The sequence below is a fragment of the Bacteroides sp. HF-4919 genome, from assembly GCF_018860125.1.
In genome coordinates, this window is the sequence record NZ_JAHKNF010000003.1 from 267950 (window position 1) to 282263 (window position 14314).

Consider the following 14314-nt stretch of genomic DNA (forward strand, 5'->3'; position numbering starts at 1 on the left):
TTATTTACGGAATAGATGTTTGAATTGGTGTGAGTACAGGCGTGATAATCCTTCACGGTTGTCGATGGCGTCGCCTACGACAATCATGGTGGTCAGTGTCAGGTTGTTCTCCTTTACGATTTGTGCCAGATCCTTCAGCTCGCCACGATAGATGCGTTCGTCTTTCCACGTCAGATGATAACAAGCGGCAACGGGGGTAGTGGGAGGATAATGTTCAAGTAATTCCTGTTGAACCTGATCGATCACACCCGCACTGAGGAAGATGCACATGGTGCTTTGCGAACGTGCCAGCAGGCTGAGTTTCTCTTTCTCGGGCATGGGCGTGCGTCCTTCGCCTCGGGTGAGGATGATGGTTTGTACTTTCTCGGGGATGGTGAACTGTGATTGCAAGGCAGCGGCCGCGGCCTGGAATGACGAGATGCCCGGAGTGATGTGATAACGCATGCCGTATCGGTCGAAGAAGTTCATCTGTTCCTGGATAGCACCATAGATGCAGGGATCGCCCGTATGCAGACGGACTACCAGCTGTCCGCGGTCGTAAAAGTCTTTCATCAGGGCAAACTGTTCTTCAAGAGTCATGGACGCCGAACTGCGTATGGTGGCTCCGGCTTTGGCACATTCGGTCAGTTCGCGCGGGACGAGGCTACCGGCATAGAGAATCAGGTCGGCTTCTTCAAGGAAACGGCGTCCGCGTACCGAAATCAGTTCGGGATCGCCGGGACCGGCTCCCACAATTTCGATGTGCCCTTGGCGTACGGCTGCGCTGTCCAGGGCGATGGCAACGGTAAAGTTCTCACATTTCTGCTTCGGCAGAATCAGCGGGCCGCCTCCGGCTGTCAGCAAGGCTGAGGCTTCGGATACGCTGGGCGTACCCATGTATTTATCGACTACCTCGCTTGGGGTAGGTACATCTACCTGGCTGAGTTGGCTGGCTGTGTACAAGTGCAGTTCATAAGCATCGGCAAGCAGTTTCAGTACTTCTTCATGCTTTTTCTCTTCGATGGAGGAGATGGTCCGAATGGCGGCAGGTATGATGTTTGCCTCCAGTAAGGTGTTCATCAGGCGGGTGATGACGGCATTCTTCGGGCCGGCGTTACGTGCCAGTCCCATACCCATGTGCAGCACTTTGGGTACATAGTAGAGTGCTTGCATGCCGGAAGTTTCATACAAATAAGGAGTGACGAGCAGCAACAGGCGGTATTTGCCGGTATCTATGTCCTTGAAGTTATAGAACACATCTACGTGTGACGGCAAGGTGTGTTCCAGTTGGGCAGTGCCTTCGTCACGAATATCGAGTAACAGAGCGGTCGGTGCACGGTCGACGAAAAGGGAGATCAGGTGGTTCATGTCGCAGTTTTCGCCGGGGATGGGCTGCCAGTCGTATTTCTTTCCGAGGGTGTCGAGTGCCCAGAGTCCGGTGCGGTCGCTACGGGTGGTGATGACAGGTTCGGCACCCAGAATGCCTGCCACATATTGGGTGAGTCCGTTGGCACCGCCGACGTGTCCGGAGAGTACGGAAATGACGTAGCGTCCCGTACTGTCTACGCATAGCACGGCGGGATCTGTCTTCTTATCTTCAATGCAGGGAGCGATGGCACGCACGCAAATGCCCATCGCCCCGATAAAGATAAGTGCGTCGGAGTCGCGGAACAGTTGTGGAACTGCCTCCTGAAGGGCCGGGATATGCCGGCAGTCGGCATTTGCGATGGTAGAGAAAATTTCAGACTCAGGTAGTTCCTGCTTGAGGGTTTTCGCCATGGATATGCTGGCTTCTGATATTACGATAATAGCTGTTTTCATTGTTGTTCGGCTTTGAGTATTTCAATGGGGTTGTATTCATTGACGGCAATTCTTGTTCCGCTGAGGAGCCGGAGTCCGGCTTCTCTTATCCCTTCGATAAAGAGCGACTTGCTTTCTTCGGATACGGAGTTGAAGACAATGCATCCTCCCGGAAGGAGGTAATGGGAGATGCGTGCAATCATCTCCTTCAGATGTCCGCCATGCCCGCCGATAAAGACGGCATCGGGGCGGGAAATGGTGTCGAGGTCGGCTTCAAGGAAATCACCTATGAGGATGGTGATGCCCGGAGTGCCGAAACGCCGGCTGTTGACCTCCATCAGTCTTTGTCCTTCGGGACGGATCTCAAAGGAGGTAACGTGCAGGTGCGGGAATTGCAGTTTGGCTTCGATGGATACGGAGCCGGTACAGAAACCGACATCCCAGAAAGAGACGCGGCGATTCAGTTCCAGCGCACTGAGTGTAAGCAGACGGATGGGAGCTTTGGTGATCATCCTGGTGCGCCCGTCCAGCAGTTCGAACTCTTCATCGGGGATTCCGAGTGGAGGGAGACTTATACGCGCTCCGGGGTGGGGAGGAGTATAGGTGTCGGGGTACTGATGGACAATCAGGCAGTTGGGATATTCAAAGGTCAGTTCTGCCGCCTCTTGAAGTTCCAGCCGGCGGATACGTTCCCGTTCCGGGTTGCCCAGATGTTCGCCGACGTACATCGTATAATGAGTGTAGCCATAGTCCAACATACGTCGGGCTATAGCGGCAGGGGTGTGTTCCCTGTCGGTGAGAATGCCCATTTTCGGTGTGCGTTCTATCAGTGCCCGGTCAAATTCATGCCAGGGACGCCCTGTGAGGGATACGGTGCGCATGTCGTCATAAGGCATGACTAATCGGTGAGCCAGTGTTTGCAGGGAGTTGAAGGTAGGATAAAGTTGTATCCTCGCCTCGGGCAAACGCCGGCGGATGGTATTGGCGAATCCGAAAAAGAGCGGGTCGCCCGAAGCGAAGACAACAATGTGGTCGTAGGCCTCGTAACGGGCAAATACCGCGTCGAGAGGGACAGTGATATCGATCCATTCCGCCCCTTCGGGAAGGAAGGCGGAGATGATGTCATGGTGACGCAAGCCCCCAGAAAAGACCTTACCCTCGCGTATCAGTACCTGTATCGAGGGTGGGAGATAAGGAGCAGGGCTGTCGTCCAGACCGATGACAATGAATTGGGTGGGATGATGGTGATCTGTCATGTCTTTAAGTTTCTAATGGGTTTTCTCTCCTTTTAAACGTCTCTTCCTGGTCTTAATTGTTCGGCATCCGGATAACAGAGGATGGCGTTGACCAGTGTGGCTGCCAGGTTGCTGCCTCCTTTACGGCCTTCTACAATCAGTTTGGGGATGTGAACGAAGGGTTTGGTCATGTGCTTGGACTCCTGTACGTGGACAAAACCTACGGGAGCGGCAACGATGCCGGACGGGTGCGCTCTCTCTTTGCGGATCAGGTCGCACAGTTCCATGAGTGCCGTGGGAGCATTGCCAAATACGAATAGAGCGTCCGGGTGTTCTTCTACGGCCAGGCGGATACCGGCTTGTGTGCGGGTGATGCCTTTAGAGGCAGCCATTTCTGCTACCCTTTCATCATTCAGGTAACATTTTACCTCGACACCCAGACGTTGCAAGGCACCTTTGCGAATGCCGGATGCAGCCATGGTCACATCTGTGACAATCGTTTTCAATTTTCCCTCACCGATGGCATGATAAAGTGAAGCCACTGCACCGGGGTCGGTGTAGAGTAATTTTTCCATATCAAAGTCCGCCGTTGTGTGGATGGCATGGAGCAAAGCCCATTTATGGTCGAGCGGGATGTTTTTGTTTTTCAATTCTCCATCGATGGTACGGAAACTGCGTATCATAATATCCTGTCCGATGCCGGTTGCGTCTTCTTTTGTCTCACGATAATACCCGCGGGGAGTAATCATCGTTTCACCGAAAGAGTAGGTTTGCGAATTACCAATGATGATGACCGTGAACATGTCTACTTCTTCCGGATCGAATGCGGAAAGAGTCGTTACGTGTATTTCCTGTTCATCTCTGCCCGCCTGGCGGACATATCCCACCGGAGTCTCCGGCGAGCGCCCTTCCTGCAGAAACAATTCCCGGAGGCGGTATAGCTGCCAGTAGCGTCCTTCGCTTTTGGGGTTGTAGACGGCAGTTACAAAATCGGCTTGTGCGGCGGCGATGATACGGCGTTCAATGCGTTCCCACGGAGTCATCAGGTCGGAGAGGGAGATGACGCAGAAATCGTGTCCTACCGGAGCACCCAGCAGGGAGGCAGCTTTTTGGAAAGCACTGATTCCGGGCAAGGCGATGATTTCCACATCGCTCTGTCGTTCGCGTTTCATTTCATATATCAAGGGAGTCATGCCATAGATACCTGCATCGCCCGAACTGATGACGCAGACTGTTTTGCCTTGTTCGGCGTATTCGAAAGCTTGTTCGGCACGAACCCGTTCGCGCTTCATTCCGGTGTCGATACATTCGGCATCCGGACGGACAAAGTCACGGATAAAACGAAAATAATACTTGTATCCCACCACTACATCTGCTTCACTCACGGCAGCGAGCACCGCAGGGGTAATATCCTGTTCACTTCCCGGCCCGATGCCGGCTACGATTATCTTGGGTTGTTTCATAATTGCAATGGTTTTGAGTATTATTCACCACAGAGGACACAGAGGACACAGAGAATATCTTTCTCTTAAACATCCATATAAACAAGAGATTAAAACTCTGTGTCCTCTGTGTCCTCTGTGGTGAACCTGATTCATTTCCTATTCCTGATTTAGAGAAACTATGTAGCAAAGATACGGATTAATCCGTTTTTAGCCTTTTATTCGGGAACATAAAGATGGGTGGACCCTTTCATTTTATCTTTTTATTTTCTTTCTGCATTTACGTTCGATGTACCTCACTCCGAGTACTACACCACTCAGCGAACAGACAGTACCGCCCAGCAATAGTACCCAAAGAACGGTTTTACGGAGTGTAGGCGAAGAGTTCAGCCCCTGTATGCGTAAGCGGTGCAGGGCAGTGTACATCCAGTATTTCCAACGGGCCGTATCGTTCACATATCGTACGGTGCCCGTTTCCGGATGGATGTAGTAACAACTCTTGTCTGCGTCGCCGACAGTGACTTTCCAGACGGGCAACAGACTGCGGTTACGGTACATTCGGGTCATATCCCTGTAGTAGGTTTCAAATTCGTTGATCAGTGCTGCATGTAGCCGGGCGCTGTCACCATGTATGGCTCTCACGGCATCCGTTATCTGCTTTTCGTCCAGTTTCAGCGGGCGCGACAGGGAGTCCGATGCATCGATATATAGATCTCCTTCACTTCGTTTTACTATATAGTAAGGTTGCGAGCGGAAATTACTCCATTCTATCTGGCGTACGTCGGGATATTCGGTTAATATCCGGCGGTAATCCAGCACATACTGCTCTAACCTCGGTGCTCCTTTCTTTATTTCGCGTGTGGGATTTTTATCCAATACCGGTTTGCTGATCCAGGACGGAACTTCTGCCAGTGACATCATTCCGCTGAAACAGAATGTCAGCACGAAGAGGCCGAAAACGATTCCCGTCACATAATGCCAGTGATACCACTTTTTGCGATAGGGAGAGAAACCTTTTCCCTGTTTGCGTGAGCGGCGCCAGATGTCGATACCTACCCACAGTCCTGCAATCGTCATCAGGCAGCCAATGCCCGACAGCCAGATCACCGTGACGCTCCATAAAGCGGCATCTTGCCGGAGCCAGGTGAAGTAAACCCAATGTGGAATAGCCCCCAGCCATGCCCAGAAACGTTCGTTACGGGTGGTGAACTGCAATACTTCTCCACTTTGTGAGCCGATGTATAACTGGTGTCTCTCCGCATCGGCAAAATGGAACTTATAAATGGGAAACTCCTTCTTCAGGCTACCGAACGGAATCCATTGGTCGAGCCGGTTCAGCGTATCTATCCGCTCCACCGGTGCACTGCACCATAGGGACGCTATCCGGCGGATACGGGATCCGTCTACAGATGGTAGTACCTGAGCAGAGTCAGCGGGCAGATTATGTTCACCTTTGTCCGTGCGGATGTGGAAGACGGTCTGTCCGAGGTGTCGGTCTATCCGGATTCCTTTCACTTTTTCACCTTCGGGCAGTCGGGAAGTGATTTCGCCGACAGAAGGCAGTGAAGGAGACAGGGGTTCCAGTTTCTCTAATTTTTCAGCTTGAGATGCACGTGGAAATCCGTGGTACATCATGACAAAAGCTGATAGGAACCAAACTAAAAACAGGATACTGAGCAGTGTGCCCAGTACCCTGTGAATGGTATACATCAATTTCGTGATCATCATTATAAAGTATAAGACGCAGAAAGCATGAAATTACGTGGCATGCTTGGTATCAATTGATTGCCAAGTGCCTGGTTGCAGTATTCCTTGTTGAACAGATTGTTGACGTTGACTCCCAGACGCACATTGCTCTTTAATGTATAAGAGAGACCGAGGTCGGTCAGCCAGTAAGCATCGAACGAACTTGTATTGTCTGAGTTGCGGTACACTTTGTCCTGGAAACTGGTAGAGAGATTCACTCCCAAACCTTTCAGCATACCTTTTGAAACCGTATAGGCACCGAAAGCGTAGAAAGTATTTTTAGGGATATAAGCATACTGCTTGCCTTCGCTTGCGTTTGTCTGCATATAAGGGTTGTTGGCCAGGTCACGCACTTTGGCGTCGGTGTATCCGTATCCGGCACTCATAGACAGGTTGTAAATAGGACTCCAGGTAATATCAATATCGAATCCTTTGGAATCCATTCTACCCACTTGCCCTACAACTTTTTTGTCCAGTTCTACACCATTGGCAATGTCTCCTTTGTTTGCAAGAGTCTGGCGGATATTATCTTTATTAATATAGAACAAGCTTACGTTAGCCTGCAATGTACGTGTGATCTCGTATCGTGCTCCCACTTCTACCTGGAAACCTTTCTCCGGCTTGAATACCTCTTTACCATTTATCGGAATAAACTCTTTACCATCCTTATCAATGTAAATGGTATTAGCGTCATAAAATGCGCGGATAGGTTTGAAGTAAGTACCGTATGAACCATAAATGGACACTTTGTCAATAGGCAGATACACCAATCCGGCACGGAACGTAAAGGCACCGTTGGTGATTTTGTTATATGCATCGTCATCCGGTTTGTCATAATGGCGTCCTCCGTCGCTGGTGTTCAGGTTGGCGGTCTTGTACATGAACAAGTCATAACGTCCTGCCAGCATCATTTTCAGTTTATCACTGAACTCCACCAGGTCTTGCAGGTAAAATCCGTGGGTGAATGTTTTCTGTGCGGTGACAAATCTGAAAGGCGCTTCCATCCAGCCAATGCTGTGTGGATTATATACCGAACCGTGTCCTGTGGTTCCGGGGCCGGTGGCTCCAGTGCTTTTATTACGATAAGCCATGTAAGATTCACGCATCAGGGATACAAAAGAGTAACCGCCCAGATAGTTGTGCACAATGTCTCCGGTATAGAACTTACCGCTTGCTTCCAGTTGGTTGTTCACTGTTTTAGCGATATGTGAGAAGCGTAGCGGATAACTGTAATAGATGGAATCCAGACAGATATACTTTTTGGTGTCGTTACCTTGCTCGTCTTTGGTCATGTAATAATGATCATAAATAGGGCTGTCACTTGTCAGATAGTCCAATGACTCGGTACCGAAGTAATCAATATCGTCATACGTATAAGAGAGTTTGTCCATCAGCTTGAACGCTTCGCTGAAGGTGTGTTTATACAGGACGGATATGTTGAAACCACGGTTGTACATAAAGTCCGATTCACTGTTGTAGCGGGCTTTTTTGTTCAGTCCGGGCAGGGCATCTCCTTTGCTTAGGTATTTGCTGCCGTCTGTGGCTGAGAGTATATCATAAGACATTGTGGGAGGTAAACCGATCTCGGTCGGATAGAAATCGCGGTTGGCGCCGATACGGATGTCCAGTTCGTCGCTTTCAGTCAGATGTCCGCCAAGGGCCAGGTATCCAGAAAGACGTTTGGTAGCATTACTTCTCCATCCTTCCTGATCTTGCCAGTTGACGCTTGCACGATAGTTTAGGGGACCTACCAGTTTGCCGCCTAACGCCATTGTAGCCTGTTTGTTATAATAACTGCCATAAGCGAGACGTGCGTATACGCTTTGTTTGCTTACGGGAGCTTTACGGACAATGTTGAGAACGCCACCTACGGCGGACTGTCCGTAAAGTACCGAAGCCGGACCTTTCAGCAATTCGATACTTTCAACGGAAGACAGGTCCATAAACGGATAGGAATTGTCGATGGATGAACGTTCGTCACGCACTCCGTCCACCATAATCACGGAATTATCGAATCCGCGGATGGAGAACTGCGTAAAGGCTCCGTAGGAGGTGCGGAAGCGTACACCCGGGAGGAAACGGGCAGCTTCCTGTATGTCCCGGATATTTCGTTTCTCAAGCATCCCGGAAGTGATTGAATTGGTTGAAATGGGAATGAACTTGGCGGGAACATCCAGTTTCAGGGCATCGGTCTTTCGTCTGTAGTTGGTTGCCACTACTACTTCGTTGATTGAGAATATAGAATCATTGAAGTTGGTATATTTTTTGTTTTGCAGCTGTGCCTGCGAGGGGAGCAATAGTGCACTGCCTATTGCCATTAATATCACTCTTTTCATTCGTCTTTTTCTTTTGCATATTTGGCTTTTTTCTTCATAATGTCCACCATTTTGTGCTTCAGCATAAACCGGGCATGGTCGATAAACAGTTGTTGGATAGCGGGTATTTCACCCAATCCCTGCATACGTACATCTACTTTCAAGCCTTCCTTTTCAAGAGCTTCTTTCCAGTCGACGGCAATGTCGTTGTTGGCATGGTCACCTGCTACAAACATAAAGGGAACCAATGTCACTTGCTTGGTTTTGTTATCCTTCAGTTGCTGAAGCATGGTGTCGAATGTAGGGTAACCTTCGATGGTACCTACATGAAAGTTTTTCAATCCTTTGGCTTTCAGCATATAGTCGATCATGGCATAAGTAGCTGTACTTGGGGTATAAGTGCCATGTCCGACGAGGACCACACTGCCTTTTTCCGGCTTGCTGTTGCCCAGGATATCCACTACAGCCTCAGCGTCTTCTACCGAATAAAGAAGAGGGTTACCTACCCGGATCTCTTTAAAGAATGACGCTACTGAGGCTACGTCACGTCTCAACGACTCCATCTCAACACCTTCTATAATGTTAGTACTCTGCACAATGACATGTGTATAGCCATCTCCGAGAAGTTTCAACAGTGCTTCCAGTGGACTGGGTTTCTCAATGCCGCGAGCTTTGAGGCGGCGCATGACAATACGTGAAGTATAAGCCTCGCGCATTTCCAGTTGTGGGAATGCTTCTTTGGCTTTGGCATTGATGGCATCGATTGTTTTGGTACGGGTGTCATCGTATGTAGTACCGAAGTGTACCATAAGAAGGGCGGCTTTATCGCCCGGTTGCATGGTGGCCAGCATATCGGAGGCCACGAAGTTTCCCCCTTCGTGCGCGGAGCAGAAGAGGGAAACTAACAAGAGTAAAGAGAGAATAGATGTTTTCATTGGTTATTTCTTGAATCGGAGAGTTAAACTTACATATGCCATACGTCCCGGAGAAAGAAGTGCGTAGTTAACGCCATTGGGACGGGTATCACGTTTGTTGAAAATGTTGTCGAGCCCCATGCCGAAGTCCAGTCCCAGGTGTTCGAATCCTGTCAGTGAATGTTTCACGTTCAGGTTCCACACCCCATAACCCGGAGCGTCACCATAGCTGTGTCCCGGATGGAAGCGTTTGCTCTGGAAACGTCCGTTGATGTTGATGTTCAGCAGATAGTCATCCCAGGAATGGCTGTAATTCCCCGCTACGGTTCCTGTATGGCGTACCGAGCGTTCGATGTTACCCCACACACCGTCCACACTTTTACCACGTGCATAAGCGAAAGCATAGTTTCCATTCAGGCTGAAGCCTGCACCGAGGTTGGTGGCTGCGTTTACTTCAAAACCTCTGACAACACCTTTGTCGAGGTTGCCGTAGAGTTTGTAGTTAGCTAACGCTTTTGTTTCAGAGTCTGTCAGGTTGAACTCTTTTTGGGCCTGAGCACGTAACTCTTCACCGTTAGGAAGATCTGCAAGTTTATATGTAGTAGAATTAATCATATCATCTATATAATTCAAATAACCGGTAACAGAGACATTTAAGCGGTTTGTATTGTATTCCAAGTTAACAGAATAATAATTACTGTGTTCTGCTTTCAAATCTTTATTACCTTGTGTGATCGTTTTGCCTTTATTCATATAATAATAAAGTTCGTCCAGACCAGGGGCACGGTAACCGGTGGAGTAAGTACCACGAATATTGAAAGCACCTACTGAATACATCACAGCCACTTTCGGAGTAAAGCGTCCTCCTGCCAGTTCGTGATAATCGTAGCGTACACCGGCAATACCGGTCAGACAATTCCATAATTTAATTTCGTGTTGCGCATAAGCAGATGCTGTATACACAGACTTATCTACCTTTGTACTGGGACGGTCCAGGCTTTCTGAACGGTAATCTACTCCGACTACAGTCATATTGTTTCTGGCAAAATTGAAGATACCTTTTAACTCTGCGTCATAGAAATGTTGTTCTTTAGTTTTGGCATAGTCTCCGATGGCAATCTTGCTTTTGTCGTCAGCCACAGTATATTTATAATTTTGCATGTAGTTGTCATTCATCAAATCCAACTGAATAGAAGAACGCTTATTGATTTTATAGCGTCCGCCTACACCGAAGTTATATGATTCGTAATGCAAGTCATATTTAGAACCTCCGTCGATACTTTTATCGTATACAGGGCGATCTGTTAATTTCCAGTAGTAACCTCCATTAGCATAGAAAGAGAGCTTCTCAGTCGGTTGGAAAGTGAACTTTTGATTTACTAAATTTGAGTGGAAGCCATTGGATGTAGGCGATACGGTGGGAATAGTTGATACTGCTCCTGTTTTACTATCTGTTACGTATGCTAAGTCACTGTTTCTCCACCCTGCGCTTTGTTCATGTTTGTAGGAGGTATACGAACCGAACTTTTCGGTAGCGATGTCCGCATTTACCATTTGTGTCAGTTGGCGATGATCTTCATATCGGGTGGTAGAAGTCACCTGCATCAGTTCTTTCGGTTCATTGGTGATGATGTTGATTACACCTGCAATGGCATCAGAACCATAAAGTGATGAACCTGCGCCGTCAAGCACCTCGATGCGTTTCACGCGGCTCATGTCGATGCGCGAAAGGTCGATGTTATTGGATATGTCTCCTGTCAGTTTTCGGCCATTAATCAGTATAAGTACATATTTGTTAGAGAGGCCGTTCATCATCAGGTAAGAACCCATTGAGTTGGTAGAGAATGAAAGGGAAGGAACGAGCATGGTCATTGCCTGCTGAAAGTCTGTGATACCGGCTTTCTTTATTTCGTTGGCAGTTACTACTTCCACCGGAGCCGGTGTGTTTTTCAGTCTTTGGTGTGTACCGGTACCTGTCACAACTACAGGGTTCAGGTCCACAGTCATCTCTTTGTCTTTGCCTGTTGCGTGTTGCTGTGCAAACGCACCCACCGCTGCACATCCTCCCAAGAGAATGGTCAGTAAGCATCTTTTGTTTCTCATTTTATTGTATATATATTATGAATTATTATCAGTGATAATTACGCATTGTTACATTTACTTTAGAAAAATCTTGTTCTAATAAAAATAATTTTTCTATCGTGATTGTGGGACTACCATTATATGGCTTAACATCAAGAATTATCCGAGCATAAAAATCAAAGGCTGATTCTGGACTTGGACCATCTTCAAATCTATAAAAGATTTCAGTCGGGTTTACATAGTATTTCGTTGTGTAGGTATTAATGTACCCTTCCCCTATACTATCACATGTTACTGATACTACATTCATATCTGAGTAGTCTTTAACGACATATGGAACAAGTAAAAAATTTGCTTCTCTTATTTGTATATCTGCTATATTTTTTAAGGTTGGATTAATTCTTATATACTGTGAAAGATCTAGTTTGGGGAAGTTTAATGTAGCCCAAACAGGAGTTTCGTCAAAATAATCATAGTAAATGTATTCTCCCTTCCCTGTGACTTCTATTTTGGGCTTTCCTATAAAATTAAATACACCTAATGATTCTTGATAATAAGGTATATATCCTGTTGCAGAAGATGGTATAGAGGTTCCTGGAATCCAAAAGGATATAGGACTACCAGGAAATGAACCACTACTTTTAGCAGTACCTTCTAATGTAATTTTAGCATCTATATTTAAGTTGATTAACTTACTCTCTCCATTTCCACTACTAAACATTGCACTAAAGGCACCTATAATGGCGCCAGGAAGATCACTAGAACTTTTGGAAATAGCACTTTTAATACCTTTTACCGCAGATTTGAATATACTTTTGGGCAAACCTAACTTATTCTCTCCAGTCTCTTCATTTATGGTGTTTTTATATAAAAAATTATCTCCAATGCCTGCTAAGATACCTGTTCCTGTTACTTTGCCTACATTTCCTAATCCTGAAAAAATGTTATTCCCAGATGATGAACCTATAGCACTTTTAATTGTTCCAACGAAGTCCCCATTTAGATCAATCTTTTCAACATTATAATAATTCATATACCAGTTTAACTGAATTGAGTTATAAGGTAATTGTGCTATTTGTTCATCATATGCTAATTCATATTGCATCATATACCATTTGTTAGATGCCAATGGAAGTGAACCGTCATCTGGAGCTGGTTGCATTTGTGAGTAAGTTTCTTTGTTTTTACTTCCATCTACTATAGCTTCTCCCATAAAATTGAGTAGAGATGATTTATGATTAGAGATGATTGAAATCCCATCTTGAAGATAGGTCGATGGTGAGATAAATTGAGTTGTAGTATAAAGAAAAATACGCATGATTCCACGGTATTTATTATAAAGTATAAAGTAGGGATTAACTAGTGGACCGGAAGCTTTGGTTTCGAATGTATTATATAATAATACCCATCCATCTGAGGATTTCCTGTCATTAATCACATCCATACCATAAATTGATGCAATGCTTCCTTGTCCTACCCAAGGACTTGGTATGCGACTTTGCCCACTTGGTGTTGGCATCCAATCTGCATTTTCCCAATCAAAAGTAGGAGTTGGAATTGAACGTGTGGATACCGGTGATTCAAGAATAAGTTGTTCATCTTGGCAACTTATAAAACATGTAATAAATAAAAAACATAAGATAAACAGATTAGTAGTTTTGAATAAAATGTCATTTACTACAATGGATGACTTTTTGTACTTCATGTTCTTACATAAAGTACAAAAACTCTCTTTTAAAAAAGAGTTTAAGCTTTTCTTATTCATAAGTTAAGTAGAAAAGAGTTAATAAAAGGCTATCCTGACCCCGAGATAACACTATTGACTATATTTACTTAGGCAGGTTTCCTGACTATCCTTTTTAAAAAGCTACCTTCCCATCATAATTTTTCAGTTTAGACAGTGGTATATATGCAGAATGCTTTTCATTTTTTTCTTTGCAAATATTGAATATTTACAAAAAAAGGATCACAGTAGCGGGCACTGTTCCGGATTCTCACCGGATTCCCTTTTATGCATCGAACGGAATGTTTCGACTGCATCACCTAAGCGGGGGCAAAGATATACATTTATTAGTTTATATAGAAATAAATTAAAGAATATACTTATTTATAGGTATATCGGAGAAGTGAAGCCTTTTATATTGGGAAAGGCGGATGTCTTTCAGTCAAAAGGACGCGGTTTACTGCTTATTTGTAGCAGAAAGAAGGGATTTACTCTGTTTTTAAAACAAGGGAAGAATTCTATATGTGTGAAATAGAAAAGTAGTCCGCATAAATATGGCATTAGTATACGATATCCGGACTGTTTTGTGATTAAATATACTTTGGATGATCAGAGATGATCGATTTCTTGCCTTTAGGAAGTTAATATTGTCTTTATATGAAGTTAACATCGTACTCGGAGGAAGTTAACATTGCGTTCAGAGGAAGTTAACATTGTATCCGGGTGAGGTTAACACTCTAAAAAGAGGCACTAAAAGCTCTGTTTCTTATGCTGATTGACTTCGTCTCGATGCTCGGCCGGATTAATCGTTTGGATTGTAATATTAGTTATTTATATTCTTTATGCTACAAAATACAGTGGATACATTTTAATTTGCTTAGAAGATATGTTCACGAATGTTCTTTTGTTTTTGGAGAATTGTAAATACGGCGCTTTTTCCGGAGAAGCCTGGGACAGACTCCGAAAAATGTGCTACAAGCCACATAGAAAATACAAGATGACAGAATGTCAAAATGTCAATGATGGAAGATGCTGAATGGGATTGTATTTTACATTTCTTATTGATTATTCTTCCCCG

General features: G+C 45.8%; 8 protein-coding genes and 1 riboswitch. All 8 genes read right to left on the minus strand.

The window, feature by feature from the left end; translation table 11 throughout:
- The 8 genes from cobM to KO473_RS07300 all read right to left on the minus strand — a co-directional run bounded on the left by cobM (nucleotide 1) and on the right by KO473_RS07300 (nucleotide 13278).
- The gene (cobM, locus tag KO473_RS07265) at nucleotides 1-1800 is read right to left on the minus strand and encodes a precorrin-4 C(11)-methyltransferase (RefSeq protein ID WP_005820408.1); all 1800 of its coding nucleotides are present in this window, start codon (nucleotides 1798-1800) and stop codon (nucleotides 1-3) included.
- Complete coding sequence (locus tag KO473_RS07270) at nucleotides 1797-3035, minus strand: bifunctional cobalt-precorrin-7 (C(5))-methyltransferase/cobalt-precorrin-6B (C(15))-methyltransferase (protein WP_005820406.1); 1239 nt, start codon at nucleotides 3033-3035, stop codon at nucleotides 1797-1799. The genes cobM and KO473_RS07270 overlap by 4 nt, the downstream gene beginning before the upstream one ends.
- Before the next feature lie 32 nt (nucleotides 3036-3067).
- Nucleotides 3068-4477, minus strand: a complete 1410-nt coding sequence (gene cobJ / locus KO473_RS07275; RefSeq protein WP_005806359.1) for a precorrin-3B C(17)-methyltransferase — start codon at nucleotides 4475-4477, stop codon at nucleotides 3068-3070.
- Nucleotides 4478-4711: 234 nt separating this feature from the next.
- Nucleotides 4712-6184 (minus strand): PepSY-associated TM helix domain-containing protein, encoded by a 1473-nt coding sequence (locus KO473_RS07280; protein WP_005820404.1) that lies wholly within the window; start codon nucleotides 6182-6184, stop codon nucleotides 4712-4714.
- Nucleotides 6184-8538 carry a TonB-dependent siderophore receptor gene (locus tag KO473_RS07285; RefSeq protein WP_005820402.1) on the minus strand — a complete coding sequence of 785 codons (2355 nt, stop codon included), beginning with the start codon at nucleotides 8536-8538 and terminating at the stop codon, nucleotides 6184-6186. Before KO473_RS07285 ends, KO473_RS07280 begins: the two co-directional genes overlap by 1 nt.
- On the minus strand, nucleotides 8535-9452 hold the full coding sequence (locus KO473_RS07290; RefSeq protein WP_032537091.1) for a sirohydrochlorin cobaltochelatase: 918 nt from the start codon (nucleotides 9450-9452) through the stop codon (nucleotides 8535-8537). The genes KO473_RS07285 and KO473_RS07290 overlap by 4 nt, the downstream gene beginning before the upstream one ends.
- Nucleotides 9453-9455: 3 nt before the next feature.
- Nucleotides 9456-11534 carry a TonB-dependent siderophore receptor gene (locus tag KO473_RS07295; protein ID WP_005820398.1) on the minus strand — a complete coding sequence of 693 codons (2079 nt, stop codon included), beginning with the start codon at nucleotides 11532-11534 and terminating at the stop codon, nucleotides 9456-9458.
- A gap of 28 nt (nucleotides 11535-11562) precedes the next feature.
- Nucleotides 11563-13278: a hypothetical protein gene (locus KO473_RS07300; RefSeq protein ID WP_005820396.1), complete on the minus strand. Its 1716-nt coding sequence runs from the start codon at nucleotides 13276-13278 to the stop codon at nucleotides 11563-11565.
- Nucleotides 13279-13331: 53 nt separating this feature from the next.
- Nucleotides 13332-13575: riboswitch (cobalamin riboswitch) on the minus strand.
- Nucleotides 13576-14314 lie beyond the last annotated feature (739 nt).